This window comes from Caballeronia sp. KNU42, assembly GCF_053760385.1.
In genome coordinates this window covers 90,661-108,337 of sequence record NZ_JBSNBT010000003.1, presented here as the reverse complement: position 1 = coordinate 108,337, position 17,677 = coordinate 90,661, and the positions used below count along the sequence as shown (strand labels likewise).

Here is a 17,677-nt window from a genome sequence, read left to right as displayed (position 1 = left end):
TCAACCTGTGAGTTCGGTCGCAGGGAGTGGGTCAACTGCCGGAGCTTAACCGCTTACGCAGCAAGGGATGCGGGCCTCCACGGAGGTTCTAGCGAGCACTTCGGCCATGTCCTTCTGGGACACCGATGGCAGTACAATTCACCGTATCCTTTCGTACCGAAGGCGCTCCCACCTACCATGCCGCCACACCGTTGCACCGCGGCCATAGATCAGGATTACGTATCATAAAATCATAAAGAAAGAGTACGATCTTCATGCTTTCCCTAGGCTTGCTTTTGCGCTCCGCAACGCAGGAAAGCGACCCAAGAGGATTACACAGTGACACGCTCGCGGACCGGCGGCAGTGACGATTTTCCTTCGCTCGCGCCAAGTCATTGAACCGGCGCGCCTTTTTTGCGAAAGTGACTGACCAACACGCGAAGTGACAGTTTTATTGCCGAAGTTGTGACACTTTTAATGCGGTCTACGCTCCCGAAGGATGCGATCGGCGCTGTTCTACCTTTGATCCTTGACTCCGGCCGGCCAATGGGTGTTCGTTGGCTGCCGAAGAGCAACCGTCCAGATTGCAACTTAGTGGGATGTGCAAAGCTATGTCCGCAACCGCAGCGCGGCCAAACCATCTTGACCCGCCTCGCGTGGCCGCGTGCGAGCTACTCCTGCTTCGGTGTTGCATAAAATTTCCCGGCGTGGGCCCAGTTCGTCGGAGGGATTTCGACGAATATGACGTCGATAGATTCGACCGGACAATTCAACACGTCCGACGTGAGCTTTGTCACCTCCTCGACGTACTTGGCCTTTTGCTCGCGTGTCCGCCCTGGCGACAACTCGATCCTGACGATGGGCATTTGATTTCTCCGTTGGTTAGTGATTGCGCCGCCATGTGCCGGCATTGTTAGCATCCGTTCGACCCTACAATGGTAATGGAGGTGCGCATTCTGTGTGCGGAAAGAGGTCCTTCCGCATGGCGAGGCTTGTGCTCCCACCGCGCGTGGTAGCTCGTCATCCTAGGATATCGCCTCCGCCTAATTCAAGAACACTCATTCAACGATTTCGCTCGAACGACCATCAACGACGTCGCGGTATCGAATATGCACCTCACTCAAATCTCTCGTCTCGTTCGCGATCGCGCGTGGTTTCCCAGCGCAAATCATCGCTGGCTTCACGTAGCAAGCCAACCTTCTTCGCCGCGATGAATGAATACAGCGCTGCATTGCCTTGGACATCGAACTGTTCTAGTGTCCTGAGTTAGAAATTCATGGAATTTTTCGATCGCCGCATTGTCCGTCGTATAGTTGGTTCGATACGACGGAGGCGCGATGAGAGGTCGACCGAAAGCGGAGTTGGTGTTGAGTGAATCGGAACGTGAGCAGTTGCAGGCCTGGTCGCGTCGGCGCAAGACAGCTCAGGCGCTCGCCCTGCGCTCGCGCATCGTTTTGAACTGCGCCAGCGGCATCAGCAACAAAGTCGTAGCCGACACGCTTGGTGTCACGCCGCAGACGGTAACGAAATGGCGTGCGCGCTTTCTCAAGCAGCGACTCGATGGATTGCTCGACGCACCCCGGCCAGGCGCGCCACGCACCATTGATGATGCTCGGGTCGATGCACTCATTGCCAAGACGCTGGAAGAACAACCGACCAAAGCGACACATTGGAGCACGCGCACCATGGCGCGCGAAAGTGGTCTGTCGCAGACGGCGGTGAGTCGGATCTGGCGTGCGTTTGGCCTGCAGCCTCATCGTCAGGAAACCTTCAAGCTGTCCACCGATCCGCAGTTCGTTGCCAAGACGCGTGACATCGTCGGTTTGTATCTCGATCCGCCGACCAAGGCCATGGTGTTGTGTGTGGACGAGAAGAGCCAGATTCAAGCACTGGACCGGACTCAACCGATTCTGCCGTTGGCCCCCGGCATAGCCGAGCGCCGTACGCACGATTACGAACGCCATGGCACTACGACGTTGTTCGCGGCCCTGGATATCGCCACCGGAGAAGTCATCGGCCAATTGCATCGGCGCCATCGCGGCACTGAGTTCCTGAAGTTCCTGCGTACGATCGAAGCCAACGTTCCTCCTCAATTGGACGTGCATTTGGTGATGGACAACTATGGGACTCACAAGACACCGACCGTGCGCGCCTGGTTTGCTCGTCATCCGCGTTTTCATATCCATTTCACTCCAACATCGGCTTCTTGGCTTAATCAGGTGGAGCGCTGGTTCGCCACACTGACTGAAAAACAAATCCGGCGCGGAACCCATCGTTCAACACGCCAGTTGGAAGACGCGATTCGCCACTATCTCGACATCTACAACGCTGAGCCGCAGCCCTTCATGTGGACAAAATCTGCTGACGACATCATGGCCAGCATCGAACGATTTTGTTTGCGAATCTCTAACTCAGGACACTAGCAGCATTGCGTTCGTTTGCAATATTGTCGACCTTGAACCGCTCCACATCATCGGCCGAAGCCGCGCAACAAATGCGCCCATTACCGCGAGCGGATCAGGAGCACCGTGTACTAGCCGCGCTGCTACAGGAGACCATGCACTCGGGTTTTGATCGGCGGTTAGAGTGAAGACGGACACGACAGAAGCAACGGCTGGATAGCGATTGACTGGATCTTCGGAGCACCATTTAAGCAGCGTACTTTCACTCACCTCATCCATTGGATTTTGTTGTCGATGGCTTGACTGGTCGATGAGACGTACACTGGCTGAAACCGCCGTCGGATTTCCCGTTAGCAATGCATCCAGTACTGCTTTGGGCTGCACTTTGAGCAGCGCTTTGAGAAGCTGATCGTGATCAAACCCGCTGATCTTGTGCTCTATGGTCGCCAGCCTGAAATTCTCGCACAGTGTTTTCACGACGCGATAGCCCTCGTCGCCTGCCCCGCAAACGGCTACAACACCGTGCAGGTGATAATCATGCCGCCAACTGTGTTGATCGAAGTTCAATGTCTGAAGGACGGTTCTGCCCGCTTCAACGACAGCAGGTGTATGAGCGCGTTTATCCTGAAGATCGGTAAAGAACTGCGTGCTGAGCAATTGAATAGCGACGGGCTCGCCATCGATTGCTTTTGAGATAGATGTAATGAATGCCGCGATGTCTGCTCCCGGAACGACCTCAACTGCGCGACCCAGTTGAACGTTCGCGTACATCTGGATTGGTGCCTTTCCGATATCAAGTGAGCGGATTAGCCGAGTCATACCGAGTGGCGTGAAAGGTGTCGAGGTTTGCAACGAAGGGAAATATGGCGCGAGCGGTTCGTTCTCTAAAGCTTCATCTAACAACTCGTTAAGCAACGGCGAGTCGTTAGAGCTCAATTCAAAAAGAAATCCACCTAACGCTCTCGTATCGCGCCTGTCTTGCGGTGTTACCTCGAACTGCTCGACGATGTTCCGCCAAAGCTGCATCGGCTCTTTCGTTCCTTGAGCCAGACCCATCCCGAATTCCCATAGATCCCCCTTCCCGCCAACGATTTCTGGCATAAGTACGGTTAGTGCGGCCGAATCGCTTGCGACGTCGCTGCCAAGCGACTTAACTTCCGCCTGCCGTTGCTCGATCGCTAGGTGAAAATTATGCGCATCCCCTGCGCCAATTCCGTCGACGTCATATGAGCTTGAGGCAAACACCTTGCCTCTAACGCATTCCACCAGATTACGGGGACGAAGCATTTCCTCCAGCTTTGTTAGCCTTGCGTAGTTTTCGGAAGCCTTGTCCTTCTCGTCGTAGAAGCGGGTCTGTTTCACTGCGAGCCAACCATCACTCCAAAATCCCTGGGCAGCGAACCTGGCAGCTACGTTCTCGAGTTCGTCCCGCAGGCCAACTTGCGTCCACAGACCGCGGAAACTCATTGATATAACATTGTTTACTTCATTCGCGGCAGCATTGCCGGTCGACGCAAATTCTTCGGCGACAGCGAAGGCCGCCCTATACCAATGTGTCATTTCGTCATATGTACTCGGCGCATACCCGTAGTCGCGTGAATGCGCGCCAAATTGGAAATCGTGATGCGAAGTAAAATAATTACATTGCAGCATCGCGCGCAAAGCAGCGATGCCCAGACCACGTTCCATCGCACCATCAGTGCCTATCAAATTCCTCACAACGCTGGCTCGCTGCTCCGAAGTAGCGTGAGTGCCGGACAGATAAATGGAGAACAGTGACGTATGAATCTCATGCGCCTCTTTCGCAATCCTCTCTTCACCGCGAATTGCGATGACCTGAAGCAACGCAGTACATCGATCAAACAGCGCTGCGCCCCAAGCTAGAGAGCGCAGTAGCCGCGGCAAATAGTCGCCTGAAGTAATTGGCGTGTCGGCGTCAAGTGTCAGCAGGTTGACCTCAAGTGCCCGCAAGCCAGCTTCTGGTTCGGCTGGCAAGCTGTTCCGAAGCATCGAGCTGCCAAACTCGTTTAGATTCCAGATGTGCTCCCCGATCCATCCGTTAGTACCAAGCCAATCGCGGACGATACTTGCCGCTTCCTTGCTGCTGTCAAGATAACCAAGCCGTCTGGAAAGCGATATCGTTAGACGCTGCGGTGCACCGTTTACGAGGTATTGCTGAATACGAGCATACGGTATGTTTTGCAGCGCGGTCGCTGCGATACGATTGGCCAAGGCATGTGGAAGAATCGCGCGCCACTTACCGCGTCGTTGGGCCAGATCACGTCTAAGTAACTCCGCTACGTCACGGTGCACTTGATCGGCAGTTCCACCGATCAAACCGGCTATTCTCGCCATCTCGGCTTCTTCATCATCCGATATATCCTCACCGTTGAACGAGTACACCAGCGCGCAAGCTTGCGCAGTTTCGAACAAGGACCGATCCTGTCCTTGGCGCTGAAAAAACAAGCGCTCAAACAACTGCGTGTCATTGAGCCTGGCAAGTGTGCCGCCCCGCCCGACGGTATCCGCCAATGCAATGGCGATGCGCGCGTTGCCACCGGAAAACTCCGCCGCTGTTCTGGCGTCTATTTGCGATAGTTTCGGAAACCGGCTTCGAAGAAGCTGCTCGATAAGATTGATCGACGCTGCTCGAATTTCAAATACATCGGTGCCTTCCGGTAAATCGTCCTGGATGTCGTATTCAATCGTCAAAACGCTTACCGGACTTGCGGTAGACCCTACTAGCGCCGCCAGTCGCGCATGCAGCTCTGATGCGCAGTTGTCTACAAGCAATATGGCACGCGTGCCGTTCGCGATTAAATCGGATGCGAGGCTAAATGGTTGTGGATTCGGCTCATTGCTCATATTCGTGTAGATAGCAAGGGCCGGGTCTAATGCTTCCTCGCCAATACGCTCGTCGAACAATGCTTGTACAAATCGAGTCTTGCCTACACCAGACAATCCCACTAGACGTACCACGCGCGCGGAGCTACGCAAGATTCCACGAATCTTTTTCAAGCCCTCTTCGACCGACATATCGTCACTACTATTAACTGTTCGATCGCGAACGCGGGCGTCGCTTTCCGAAAGATATCCCGCCTCAGTACCGCCAGCCGGGTATGCCCACGCGCCGTACGGCTCCCATCCCGGTATCGCTCGGCCTATCGCTCGCCGTGTCCAAACGACGAGACCCGCGTGACTTCGGATCCACGTTGCCAAACGAGTGCGGTCGTAGAAGTCAAACGCGATCTGATCATCCAATCCCGCGAGTGCGTCGGCCATAGCCTTCATTCGCTTAGTCAGTGCAATGTCAGCAGTAGAGCCCTCCGAGCTGACAATGATATAAGCCCCACCGTCTTCGGCCAGTTGACGGATAGCTGGACGCAACTCGCCCTTGGGACACATTTCACCGGCAATCGCCCGCGGCGGCATGTCCTGTTTCTTGACTTGGAATCCGGTGGCGGGTCGCGGGATGAATCCATCTATTGGTTTGTCCCGCTGCAAGCTGACTCGCACGTCTAAGCCGCCGTCCTTCGCATTCTGGTCACCACCCCAAGTTACCGCGGCTGTGGGATACCCACGTCCACGCAGATCCGCCTCGCATAGCAGCGCAACGAGTGTCCTCAACTGCGTGTCGTCTAGCTGCGCAACATCCTGAGGTGTAATTTCGAACATGGTTGCCGAATGATTGAGTGGGTTCGAGGCTGTGTCTGCCAAAGCGACATCGGCGAACTGGCATTGATCGAAAAACAGTGCGAGTGGTACGAGTAGCTACTACTCATGCTTTCAATGGTCATACCGCCGAAAGTATGGATGAGCACCCTCACCTTCCGATTTCCAAGTTACCCGACCTATTGCTGCACCGTTTTAGTTACCCGCCCGGGAAGGGTCGGTGCGCATTAGCGAGCGCCGATGCAATAGCATTTGAAACGCTAAACCGCAAAGTAAGATTTCATGTTCGAGACTGAACATGACTCGAGACTTTCACGGACCGGTGCTGCCGTCAGCTCGCGAGCGCGCCCGTCCGCTCGCCTTCCTCATTCAGCACACAAAGCCGGTCGCGGCGGAACTCCAACGTCCAAGTGACTAGATGCGTGATGCCAGGCCGTTTGCTGTTGCCCGGTTGAGCCGACCATCCCTGCGCGAGTCCAGGCTGCGCGGGGGCCAATGGAAACAACGTCGTGTTATTTCCACTCGCTGGCAGAAATTCGTAGAGCGACGTCGCCAGTTCGATGACAACGGCCTGTTCTGTGAAGCTCAGGCTCATCTATTTTCTCCAGTTGTTATTCGCGTTCTCGGCAACCGCTCACGACGCGGTCGCGTTAGCGAGCGTACCGGAGATTCCTTCAATTGTGCCGCGGCCCATTCGTCGACTTCATGAAGGGTGATAGCGCGGGAGACGGTGTCTGAGTTCTGAACGTAGCGGTTGATACGCTTTGAGACTCAATTGATACAAGCGACCGCGGAAATCGATGAATTGCCGTCAGAGGGCGAAAAATCCCCTTTCAAATCGCGGCGAGCCCGTAGAGGTTTTTCTGAAGCGTGAAACATTGCCGCCTTCAATGCCGCTAACCTATGCTGGACATGGGTTTTCGGTCCGCCCTAATTCAATGTCGATTGTTTCACGGCCTTGGATATTTGCAGCACGCTCTCTGAGACCGTCTGTGACCCACGGTCGCTGAGCAAAAGCGGACTGCTCCGCCCGGTTCTGCGCCCGTCCGGGCGAGCGGTTCAGCAAACCCGGACACGTCCTGTGTGCAGCTGCGGGCCGTTGCCTGGACGGCCGGAGAGACCTGTGATCCCTGGGCTGGGGCGGCAAACTACTGAACATTACCGCGCATAATGTCTAATAGTTAATAGGGCTCGTACCGCTCGCACGAACATGCACCCGTCGAACGGCGCCGGAGTGTCGCGTCACGATCCGCCGAGATGAGAAAGCCGAATGGGGTCCGCCTGCCCCATTAAGATCCAGTGGGACGTGCGGCGCACTGCAGTGCTTTACGCACGCTCCATCTAATGCTTTACGGTGACCCGAGAGCAAACGCCTTACTTAGTGGTAGTCGTCCTCGCGTTGATGCCGTATGGCGAGAATTGTCACGGTCTCCTCGCCTTCGATTTCGAACAGCGCGACGTAGCCCGTATTGCCGAACGGCACGACGAGTTCTCGCAGATAGGGATTGCCAGAGTCGACCTTGCGGCAGGTGAAAGGGAACGATGCGAGCATGTCTGCAGCCTTGCGGATCGTTTCCAGAGCTCGTCCGGCAGCCGCAGGGTCCTGTTCTAGTAGAAATTGGTAAAGTCGGATCAAGTCAGCACGCGCTTCACCCGTGTAGCGGACCCGATAACTCAACGAGCACCCTTCCCTTTCTTGGTCGCAGCGAGCATCGCTTCGAGTTCTGCGTGCACCTCATCCGCGGCGTAATATTCGCCCGTACGACGAGCCTCATCCCGGGAAGCGAGCCCTCGGGCGACGAAATCTCGCTGTAATTGACGGCGTATGACGCTTGATCGCAGTGACGACTCCATCAGTGACGAGAGGCTCTCACCGTCGTTTAAGACATTTTCAGCGGCCTGACGCAGTTCGGGGTCGACACGCAGCGAAGGGAGGGATGCAGTTTTCATGGCGGATCCAATGCGTTGCATTTGCAACGCAAATATTAGCACGAACTGCCGGATAACGGTCTGTCCCGGCGGTCAGCGTACTTGGCGACTCAGTGCGGCGACTTAATTCCGAAAATCATTGTCCGTTGACGGACGGACGTCGAGCGCATCGATTCACAATCCCGTTCGAGCATGGGTACGCGGGCGCTGCAGGATCTGGTAGATCGCTTGGAGGTGCTGTTCGCCTACCTCGCCGGGGTGAGAACGCTGGGTTGAAAGCCGCTGAACTGATATCCCTAGTTGCCGACACACGGTCGATAAGTAGGGTTTGGCGTCCCCCCTTGCGCACGCCTGTGCGGCCTTGACAATCGCCGCCTCGCCGATGGTCTCAACGAGCCACTTTAACAACTGACGATCCCGGTCGTTCCGCACGCGTACCCACTGTTCCATGGCTTCCTCGCAGGCTGTATGTTTATACAGTACTTGAATCCGAGGGATGGATGATGACAAGTAGTAGGCCTTTTCCGCCATCGAATGTGGAGCGTGGCTTTATTTGTCGGATACGCCTTCGGGGGAGACCGTTAGTTGCGCGGCACCCCGCGCATCGTCATTGCGGGGCATGGCGACACTCAATATCGTGGTGCACATGCCGACTGCTCGCTATATCAAATACGGCGTGCCGGGCAGCGTGACAGCGTGATGGTGGTGTTCGACTTGCAAGGCACGGCCTTTAGACTGTATGCAAAGCTTCCGTCAAACGTGTCGCATCAGCGACGGGACTCTCGTTGCTACCAATCTCGCCACGCTCGAAAAACAAGTCGTCAATGCCGACCAGCTTCAGCTGACATCGAAGATAGCAACTCAGCGCGCAATGCGGACATGGAACGAAAAACGGGTGTCCATGATATGGCGATTCGATTCCGTCAGATCAAAATCTCGCGCGAGGGTTCAACAACATTGCAGAGCCTCGCCACTCATACGCGGGCGGAAAACCGGAGGCTCTTTGAGCGCGGGACGGGCGCGACACCAGCGGGACGAGCGTGTCTAGAGTCTAGACACGCTCGGAAAGAAGGCTGTCGCCGTAGTGATTGGTCCAGCGCGTCAGTCGGACGCGCTGGACCGAGGGCGACAATGGCGCTCGGTGAAGTCCTGGGGCACGGAACTCAGCGCCGGCACAATTTCCTAAGCGACTAGCACAGGCGAAGGGCGGGTTCATGGAAGCTTTTCGTGCCGAACGTGAAGCCCGCGACAGGCATTTGTTGACTGGAAATAGACGCTTCTGTTCATCCTATGGTCGCTCGGAAAACCCCTGAATCCCCAGCAAGGCCAGCTCTCACGAGCTTGCGTGGTTATCTTAATGTCCTTTGATCCGCCTCCACGGCCCCAACGATCCATATAACCCCGAAGCAAGCGACGGGGAAAAAGTGGCCTCACTGAAGATGTCCGATCACGAGCATCGGCGACCAACCAGACTGCTGTCTACACCAAGGCAACGACTGGCGCGCGATATCCCGGCATCTTCTCGATGAAGTCTCCGGTGTTTGTGGTCCACTGTCATTGTGGGCGCGCTAACCGCCCTGGTGCTTTTCTGGGCCACGGCATTTGCTCTTGCCAACGTGACCCGGTCTTTTGCGGACCAGACGAACGTGAATTTCGCGTCCGCATAGAGATATTTGCAGCCCTTACATGCCTCCCGCGCAGAAAACCGGCAGCCAACGGCGTTGGTATCGCTTCCCGCACCAACACGTCCTAGCGAACACCTCTACAGTCGCCATCAAGACACAGCTAATCAGCCGGCGTCCTCGGTCAGACTGGGTGGACCGCCGCGTGTTAATAGCGTCCTCGACGAGAGCTACCCACGCGTGTGTCTAGACTCTAGACACGCTGGAAAACAGCAAAAAAAAACCCGCACTTGGCGGGCTTTGCGCTCAACGTTCCTCAGCTCGTTCTCGGCTGAGCGTGGAACATCTGACTTATTAACTCCCTAATCTGTATCTCTTGCGCGCTGGTCAGCACGCCGGACTTGATTTTCACCGTCATCCCGCTGATATCCTTTGTAATGGATCCCGCGTGTTCCTTGCCAGAAAAGAACTTGTCGATGCTCCGTTCGCTCGCTGAATTGGCTGTCGTTGCTTGGCGGGTTGCCAACGCCTTAATCGCCGCCGCGACCTTCCCTTGGTCCATATCGCCCTTCACAACTAAGGGCCAAAGTTCGACGGCAGCTCTCATTCCGCTCTCTCCATGCTTCCTGATCGCCGTAACGATTGCCTGAGCCGCAGTCCCACCAAGTAGCCGTGGCTGGATATCCAGGTCCTTCTTGATAAAGTCCGGCAGATTCTCGAACGAGAGAAACTGATAGAGCCCGCTGCGAGACATACCCAGTGCCTCGGCCATTCGCTTTCGATCAGGAAACTCCTTTTCCGTTTGCCTCATGGACGTGGCAACTTCATAGTCCGACAAATCGTCACGGCTGACATTTTCCACGAGGGCCAGCACCGCCATGTCCGCGTCGGAACACTCCACGACAACTGCCTTTATCGTGGCAAGCTCGATCATTTTGTGCGAGCGCCACCTACGTTCGCCCGCCACAATCTGATAAACATCCCCCGAGCGGCGCACCACGATAGGCTGCATCAGCCCGACTTCTCGAATAGATTCCGCCAGTTCTGACAGCTTCGCCTCGTTGAATACTCGCCGCGGCTGCCAGGGGTTCGCCACAATATCTGACACCGCCAATTGCGAGGCAGCGCCAGTGGACTCCAGCTCTTGCACACGGAGCTGCGCAACCGCCAACGCCCCTGCAAGGCCAGGCGCCGTTTGCGTTCGAGTGCTACGTTTCACCTCGTCTTCATTAATAGACGAAGTCGCTCGTATGCCCGCCGTCTTGGCCAGTAATTGTTCACGCATGTTGCTCATTGCGCGTTCCTCCATTTTTCCGCATAGATTTCATCTATCCAACGACAGTAATCGACAAGAGGCTGTCTAACCCGCTGCAACGACTTGGACGCGCTATGGGTACTGCTCACGTCGAACACCGTTGAGAACGCGAGCGCTCCCGTGCTCATTACCGAACTCGCGGGCACTTCAATCGAGTGCAACCAACTCTCGTAGGCGCTTTGTGCCCACGCACGCACGATAGGTGCTGAAGAGTTACGGCCATAATCGACTCTCGAAAGCAGCAGCGAAATAAAGTCGTATTTCTTGTCCGTCTCGTACTTCATGAAGCTCTTGGACACGTCAGAAAACAGGCGCCAGAACGACAGCGAGCTAATGAAGTCGAGATTCTCTGGGACCATCGGCATAACCATCGCGTCTGCTGCAAGCAGCGCGTTCAGATTGAGGTACGACAGAGAGGGCGACGTGTCCATGAGAATGTAGTCATATCGCTTGCGGAGCGGCTCTAAACCTTGTCGCAACACAGTCCAAAACCGAAATCCAGGTCTCATCTTCTGCATCGCGGGCAGATGGAACTCTGCACCAATTAATTCAGTGTGAGCCGGGATCACATCTAGACCATCCCAGTACGTCGTCTGGACTCTCGCCTCTAGTCCGCCTTCGATGTCCTGGTCATAAATGTAAGGCAGAATCGTGTCGTCCGGCGTCACATCCTTTTCGGCGTAAAGACCGCAAAGTTCGGAAAGCGAAGCTTGCGGATCCAGGTCGATAACCAGCACCTTGCGTCCGCGCAAGGTCAATCCCTGCGCCAAGCACATGGTCGTGGTTGTTTTTGCCGATCCCCCCTTTAATTGGGCCGTTATGATGATTTTCCCTTCAGGCTCACGTGTCCCAGTAACAAGCGGAGTCTGATAGATGTCAGAGACTTTTTGCACCCAGACGCGCGCCTCCTCCAGAGTGAATGTCCGGGTACGACCAGTGCCTGCTGCCGTGCCCGAGGGCAACTCTCCGTCACTCTTGGTGGCGAGGTATTGAACCTGAGAATGGGCGATATTGCACATCTCGGCAATCTCCCCTGTCTTAAAGACAGGGGCAGCCTTTCTCGGCCGTGGCGCGAGGATAGTGTCGCGCAGTTCATCTGTGAAAATCGAGACCTTTTCAGCAAACTGGCTAATCTGCTCAAGATGAACAGTTCTGTCTACAGCAGGAAGTTGGCTCGTTTTCACCATTCTGAGGTTTTTCCGGAAATTTTAATTAACCTCAGAATACAGGAAAGACGTGGCAATTGCGCTATAAATTGCTGTTTTCTATAGAAATATCCTCTAGAAACGTCCGTCGATGTTTCCTTCGCAATGTTATAGAGTGCCCGCGCCAGGCGTGAAACCCCGACCTCCTCTTCCGAACCATCGCACTCCATTCCGCTATTGTTAACTGCATACCGTTAGATCGACCTTCAATCACTACTCAGGCTTCAAGGTGAGGTCGATTGTGCAGCTATTACACCCGCCGCGTTTGACCATATCCAAATTGCACAATGGACCTCACCTTCATGGACAGGTATCAGGAAAGACCTCACCGAAAAGCTGTCGAAAGATCCTCACGAGTAAATATGCACAATCAACCTCACCATAAATTTTGCTCACCAGTCCCGCGCACTGTCTGTTTTTTTTGGGCATTGCACAATTAACCTCACCGTCGACGGCGGTTCACATATCAACGTACTAGAGACTAGTTGGTTTGTTTTTTTAAAGAATTAAACCAACCCACCTACCAACAGCGACCCACGACAACGTTTAGTTTCAACAGCTTAACCTTCGGAAAGTGAGGTTTTTTGTGTCAGGGGTGAGGTTAACTGTGCACAGAGGTGAGGTTCGTTGTGTGCGGAGGGTGAGGTTCATTCCACACCAAGGTTAGGTTTGCTGTGCGGAAAAAACTGCTCTACCAAAGGTGAGGTTGGCTGTGCAGCACCGGGTAGGCGTCGCTGCCAGCGGCACGAGGTAAGGCGTGACTACTGGGCGCAGGTTCAACGTGGTGAGGTTGATTGTGCCCAGGTGAGTTTAATTGTGCGTAACCGACAAAGGTAAAGCCGACAGCCCTGTCTGGTTGGAGCAGGGTGAGGTTGTATGTGTTGACAGCTCACCCACGCATGCTACATTCGCAAACAATTCAAACGATCAGTTGATGAGCTTATGGCGGAGGACAATCCTGAAGCAGGCAAGTCGAGGGTAACACCTCGCCAGATGGCGCTCGCGCTGTTCGAGGACCTGTTCGACCTAGGCATGCCTATCAGTGAAGCCACCCGTGAAATCGGCTACCAGCGGAACAACTTCTTCACCCAAATCGTCAACATGGGCCTGCCGGCGCGGCGATTTCTTGACGCCGCGTATTTCATCGTCGCACAGGAACAAGAAGCACGAGATCAGTATGACGTTGAACTGAACTACTTCAAGTGGCTGATGCGCTATGACAGCCGCAATCTCAAGCACCTGCGCACAATCGCAGAGGAAGCGCAGGACGCGAAAATCCAGGTGACTGATACGCCGCTCGACCGCAACCCCAATGAAGACGACCTATGGGTCTCGGTCCAACTGCTGGGGATGGTGGGGTTCCACAGAGGGCGGGTCCGATTCGACGTGCATCCGAGATTAGTCCCGCACATCCGTGACCCAAAAAAGTCACACTGGCTGAGCCTGCGCATTTCGACGGCTTTTACGCGCAGTCTGGCGCGCGCGATTTATGACCAGATACTGCCGAGTGTCCCCGATGGCCGAACGGAATGGATACCGCTTGAAGACATGCGAAATTGGCCCGGGAAAATGGGTGCAAACGCGGCCATCTTCAAATACTTCAAACGCGACTGGCTTGAGCCGGCAGTGCGTGAAATCAATGAAGTATCGGACATCGATCTGACTTATGAAACTAGGACCGAGTCCAGCACATCGAAAAAAATCGACCGGATAAGGTTTCTGCTCAAGCGCAAGGATACCGCCGACGCTGTTTTGGCCAGCTTGGCTGACGCCAGCCACCTGTACAAGATTCTCAAGGATGAATTCAACTTGTCGACCCAACAGTTCACCGAGATTTCCGAAAACCGTGAGGTCTGGACCGATACACATATTCAGCAAGCTGTCGAATACACTCGATTCAAGATTAATCGCGGACAGGTGAAAAGGAGTCCAGCTGGCTACTTGATGAGAGCTCTCCGCGATAATTGGAAAATGTCCGAAGCCGAACGGACGATGGTCGACGTTCAGGCCAAGCTGCTTAGCAACGAAACCGAAGCAGAGGTCGCAAAGAATGAAACCCGGAGTTCGGTCGCACGCACCATGGCGTCGCGTGAGGAAGAAGTCCGTGCACGCATGAATGAAGAATCGCTTAAGGGACGTGAACACTTCAATTCTGCGGACTTAAAAACCCGTAAAGATTTGATGCGCTCATGGATCACGTCGAGCCAAGGCAAACTCATGCTCCGCCGTATGAAACTTGAGGCCTCAACAGTAACGGAGGAGGACATCCTCGCGAACGCAGACCTAGTTTGGTACCTGGGACAATTTGTGTTCGGGCGCATGAATTCGTCTCGTACATCGCCCTGATGTGCCTGTAAGGCTCTGATAATCATGTCGCTATCCTGAGCTTCGCAGCGCGAGGGGCCAGCGTGACCGGCGACAATGGTTAAGTCCGGTGTAGCGACATTCATCCTGACCGGACTTGCTGCTTGACGTTATCCAAAAGCGATCTGAAGGACTGGAACAGAGCGAAATGCGGGCGGTGCAGCGTATCTGGCTAGACCGCTACTCTTAGGGTTCCTGCACGAAAGTTATATCTATCTCCGTGAGCAACGGGCCGCACGTGATCTGGCACGCGAACCGATCCTGCTCGTGCAATGCCGCACGAGCCCAGGTAGCCTCGATCGAGGACCTCATCGACCGTCACACCGGGGTGTGGCCAACCGTATCGTCGCGCTCAAGGCAGTGGCCCTCAAAGTTGTCAGATGGAAGAGAGGCGACATACCTTGCGCTATATCAGGACGCACATCGTTCATTCCACGGAGGACCATCGATTTAAATCCGACCCAATACGGTTTCATTGTAAGCGGCTCGTCCCCACCGTCATAGGCGGTTACTGCAATACACTGCAAAGTGATGTCCATCATTTTCGATTTGATGGACACCACTTTGTCAGAGCCTCCAGAGAAGAAGCATGGTAGTCGGGCAGGCCGTCCGAATTACCCACGGGAGCTCCGGGACCGGCTTGCGGTAGCAGCGTGCGAGCCGGGCGTTTCGGTCGCGAGACTGGCCCGTGAGAATGGCATCAACGCGAACATGCTGTACACCTGGCGGCGGCAATATCTTGCCGAGCAGCAAGCTCCGTCTACCAGACTCCTCCCGGTCGTACTGCTGAGTGACACCCCGACGCAGGTCGTTGCGTCATTGTCGGGTGATCCGCAAGCGCCAGATATGAAGCCGGCATCTCGTGGGGGCACGATCGAGATCCGTATCGGCCGTGCGGTGGTTAAGGTAGACGGCCTGGTCGACGCTGACATGCTGCGTACCGTGCTGGGCAGTCTGCGATCATGATCTCTCTGCCGGTTGGTATGCGTATCTGGATTGCTGCGGGCGTGACCGACATGCGATGTGGGTTCCAGGGGCTGGCCGCAAAGGTACAAACGGCGCTTGAAGAGAATCCTCTGGGTGGCAACGTCTACATCTTCCGGGGCCGCCGAGGCGACCTCGTAAAAATCCTCTGGGCAACGGAGGACGGAATCTGGCTGCTCGCGAAGCGGCTTGAGCGGGGCCGATTTATCTGGCCCCAGGCCGACGGCGGGAAGGTCCATTTGAGTTCAGCACAACTGTCGATGCTTCTTGAGGGCATCGATTGGCGACAGCCCCGTCGCACCGCCGCGTTATCGATGTTGTAAACCGCGCGGCAGACTCGTAAACTACGACGTATGTCGAACGGCGCCGATCTTCCTGACGATGTCGAATTGTTGAAGGCCTTGCTGGTCGAGGCCCGTAGTCTGCTTGCTGAACGCGATGTCGAGATCGAGCAGCTTAAGGCGCAGATCGACAAACTTCGGCGCATGCAGTTCGGCCGCAAGTCCGAACAGTTGCAACGGCAGATCGAGACCCTCGAGACCCAACTCGAGGATCTGGCGGCCAGACGGGGCGTTGCAGACGTAGAGCGTGCGCAAGCTCGAGGCGCAAACGCCTCCTCCTCCAATGCAACGACGGACGGAGCGGCTTCGAGGCAAGCGCTACCTGCGCACCTCTCGCGCGAGGATCACGTGCTCGATCCCGAATCGAGTTGCCCGCACTGCGGTCAACAGATGCAGCTGCTCGGCGAGGACTTGTCCGAGCAACTCGCCCGGGTCGCAGCAGCGTTCAAAGTCGTTCGCACGATCCGGCGCAAATTCGTTTGCCCATGCTGCAGCACCATCAGACAGCCGCCGATGCCCGGCCTTCCGATCGAGCGGAGCATTGCCCATCCAAGCTTGCTGGCGGATATCCTCGTTTCGAAATACGCAGACCACCAGCCGTTATATCGGCAATCGGCGATCGCGGCGCGCGACGGCGTGACGCTCGACCGGGCCAGCATGGGTCGCTGGGTCGGCCAATGCGAAGCGTTGTGCGCGCCGCTGATTGAGGCGCTGCGCCGCTATACGGTGTCGGCCGCCAAGCTGCATGCGGACGACACGCCAATCCCGGTGCTCTCGCCGGGCAACAGGAAGACCCGTACCGGTCGGCTATGGGTCTATGTGCGCGACGATCGTCGCTCGGGGTCCGCGCAACCCGCTGCGGTATGGTTCGCATACTCGCCGAACAGGCAAGGCATCCACCCTCAGACTCATCTCGCCGGGTTCAGGGGGACCCTGCAAGCGGACGCTTACGCGGGCTTCGATGAGCTGTTCCTGGGTGGCTCCGTACTGGAAGCGGCATGTCATGCTCACGCGAGGAGAAAGTTCTACGACATCCACGTGCGCACGCCTTCCGACACGACGCAAAAGGCACTTGAATACATCGGCGCGCTATACGACATCGAGGCCTCCATTCGCGGCAAGCCTGCGGCCGAACGGCTACGAATACGGCAGGAGAAAGCCAGGCCACTGCTTGAAATCTATGGAGCGTGGCTTAAGGCCAAGCTCGAAACGTTGTCGTCGAAGTCCGACACTGCCAAGGCTATCAACTACTCCCTTAACCAGTGGCGCGCCCTGACGCTATATTGCGAAGACGGTACGCTCGAGATTGACAACAACATCGCGGAAAACGCGCTGCGTTGTGTAAGCCTGGGCCGGAAAAACTTTTTATTCGCCGGCTCCGACAGCGGTGGTGAACGTGCCGCTGCGATGTACTCATTGATTGGCACTTGTGCCCTCAACGACATTGATCCGCGCGCTTACCTAAACTATGTGTTGACCCGAATCGCTGACCACAAAATCTCTGGCATCGACGAGCTCTTGCCATGGCGTGTGGCTGACAAGTTGCACGCACTAGCCAGCCCACCACATCAAGCTACCTAGCAGTTCCTCGAGGCCATCATGCCGCAGGCACGCGCGCTTGTACTAACGGCCCAGGTGAGCCGCTTACGTTTCATTATTTGATACAGGTAACGAAAAATCGAAGATCGCCAGGAGGCAATCGTGAGCTACGTAGAGGAAAGAAAAACAGAGGACGGGATGTTCCCGGGGCCCCCACGGGCGAGGTCGACCTCGAAAGCCCGATGCATTCAGCAACGCCATGCGCCATATCGACAACGCAAACGAGATCGTCTATTTTCCGTACGGTAAGGGAAAGTATGTTCGC

General features: G+C 55.7%; 12 protein-coding genes. 5 read left to right on the top strand and 7 right to left on the bottom strand.

The genetic code is table 11. The features are described from left to right. Positions 1-650: 650 nt before the first annotated feature. The gene (locus ACSOSP_RS40715; RefSeq protein ID WP_455315605.1) at positions 651-845 is read right to left on the bottom strand and encodes a 4-oxalocrotonate tautomerase; all 195 of its coding nucleotides are present in this window, start codon (positions 843-845) and stop codon (positions 651-653) included. Positions 846-1,316: 471 nt separating this feature from the next. Between ACSOSP_RS40715 and ACSOSP_RS40710 the strand changes: the two genes are divergently transcribed. Next, a complete protein-coding gene (locus ACSOSP_RS40710) occupies positions 1,317-2,402 on the top strand; it encodes an IS630 family transposase (RefSeq protein ID WP_455312806.1) in 1,086 nt (361 codons plus the stop codon). Here the strand turns inward: ACSOSP_RS40710 and ACSOSP_RS40705 are convergent. The 6 genes from ACSOSP_RS40705 to ACSOSP_RS40680 form a co-directional block, all read right to left on the bottom strand. Continuing rightward, on the bottom strand, positions 2,391-6,056 hold the full coding sequence (locus ACSOSP_RS40705; RefSeq protein ID WP_455315604.1) for a hypothetical protein: 3,666 nt from the start codon (positions 6,054-6,056) through the stop codon (positions 2,391-2,393). The genes ACSOSP_RS40710 and ACSOSP_RS40705 overlap by 12 nt on opposite strands. Positions 6,057-6,384: 328 nt before the next feature. Then, complete coding sequence (locus ACSOSP_RS40700; protein ID WP_455315603.1) at positions 6,385-6,648, bottom strand: hypothetical protein; 264 nt, start codon at positions 6,646-6,648, stop codon at positions 6,385-6,387. Between the two features lie 783 nt (positions 6,649-7,431). Beyond that, a complete protein-coding gene (locus tag ACSOSP_RS40695; RefSeq protein WP_455315602.1) occupies positions 7,432-7,731 on the bottom strand; it encodes a type II toxin-antitoxin system RelE/ParE family toxin in 300 nt (99 codons plus the stop codon). Then, positions 7,728-8,003 carry a YlcI/YnfO family protein gene (locus ACSOSP_RS40690; RefSeq protein WP_455315601.1) on the bottom strand — a complete coding sequence of 92 codons (276 nt, stop codon included), beginning with the start codon at positions 8,001-8,003 and terminating at the stop codon, positions 7,728-7,730. The genes ACSOSP_RS40695 and ACSOSP_RS40690 overlap by 4 nt, the downstream gene beginning before the upstream one ends. Before the next feature lie 1,917 nt (positions 8,004-9,920). Then, positions 9,921-10,898, bottom strand: a complete 978-nt coding sequence (locus ACSOSP_RS40685; protein WP_455315600.1) for a ParB/RepB/Spo0J family partition protein — start codon at positions 10,896-10,898, stop codon at positions 9,921-9,923. Then, on the bottom strand, positions 10,895-12,106 hold the full coding sequence (locus tag ACSOSP_RS40680) for a ParA family protein (protein ID WP_455315599.1): 1,212 nt from the start codon (positions 12,104-12,106) through the stop codon (positions 10,895-10,897). The genes ACSOSP_RS40685 and ACSOSP_RS40680 overlap by 4 nt, the downstream gene beginning before the upstream one ends. A 960-nt stretch (positions 12,107-13,066) precedes the next feature. On the opposite strand from ACSOSP_RS40680, the gene ACSOSP_RS40675 reads away from it, so the two are divergent. The 4 genes from ACSOSP_RS40675 to tnpC all read left to right on the top strand — a co-directional run bounded on the left by ACSOSP_RS40675 (position 13,067) and on the right by tnpC (position 17,394). After that, on the top strand, positions 13,067-14,470 hold the full coding sequence (locus ACSOSP_RS40675) for a RepB family plasmid replication initiator protein (RefSeq protein WP_455315598.1): 1,404 nt from the start codon (positions 13,067-13,069) through the stop codon (positions 14,468-14,470). 582 nt (positions 14,471-15,052) lie between these two features. Continuing rightward, positions 15,053-15,454 (top strand): IS66-like element accessory protein TnpA, encoded by a 402-nt coding sequence (tnpA, locus tag ACSOSP_RS40670; protein WP_455309613.1) that lies wholly within the window; start codon positions 15,053-15,055, stop codon positions 15,452-15,454. Continuing rightward, positions 15,451-15,795 carry an IS66 family insertion sequence element accessory protein TnpB gene (gene tnpB / locus ACSOSP_RS40665; protein WP_455309614.1) on the top strand — a complete coding sequence of 115 codons (345 nt, stop codon included), beginning with the start codon at positions 15,451-15,453 and terminating at the stop codon, positions 15,793-15,795. Before tnpA ends, tnpB begins: the two co-directional genes overlap by 4 nt. A gap of 30 nt (positions 15,796-15,825) precedes the next feature. After that, on the top strand, positions 15,826-17,394 hold the full coding sequence (gene tnpC, locus ACSOSP_RS40660; RefSeq protein WP_455309615.1) for an IS66 family transposase: 1,569 nt from the start codon (positions 15,826-15,828) through the stop codon (positions 17,392-17,394). Positions 17,395-17,677: the final 283 nt, after the last annotated feature.

Coding starts and splice junctions, on each gene's coding strand:
- ACSOSP_RS40715 (WP_455315605.1), bottom strand. CDS start 845: ATGCCCATCGTCAGGATCGAGTTGTCGCCAGGGCGGACACGCGAGCAA.
- ACSOSP_RS40710 (WP_455312806.1), top strand. CDS start 1,317: ATGAGAGGTCGACCGAAAGCGGAGTTGGTGTTGAGTGAATCGGAACGT.
- ACSOSP_RS40705 (WP_455315604.1), bottom strand. CDS start 6,056: ATGTTCGAAATTACACCTCAGGATGTTGCGCAGCTAGACGACACGCAG.
- ACSOSP_RS40700 (WP_455315603.1), bottom strand. CDS start 6,648: ATGAGCCTGAGCTTCACAGAACAGGCCGTTGTCATCGAACTGGCGACG.
- ACSOSP_RS40690 (WP_455315601.1), bottom strand. CDS start 8,003: ATGAAAACTGCATCCCTCCCTTCGCTGCGTGTCGACCCCGAACTGCGT.
- ACSOSP_RS40685 (WP_455315600.1), bottom strand. CDS start 10,898: ATGAGCAACATGCGTGAACAATTACTGGCCAAGACGGCGGGCATACGA.
- ACSOSP_RS40680 (WP_455315599.1), bottom strand. CDS start 12,106: ATGGTGAAAACGAGCCAACTTCCTGCTGTAGACAGAACTGTTCATCTT.
- ACSOSP_RS40675 (WP_455315598.1), top strand. CDS start 13,067: ATGGCGGAGGACAATCCTGAAGCAGGCAAGTCGAGGGTAACACCTCGC.
- tnpB (WP_455309614.1), top strand. CDS start 15,451: ATGATCTCTCTGCCGGTTGGTATGCGTATCTGGATTGCTGCGGGCGTG.
- tnpC (WP_455309615.1), top strand. CDS start 15,826: ATGTCGAACGGCGCCGATCTTCCTGACGATGTCGAATTGTTGAAGGCC.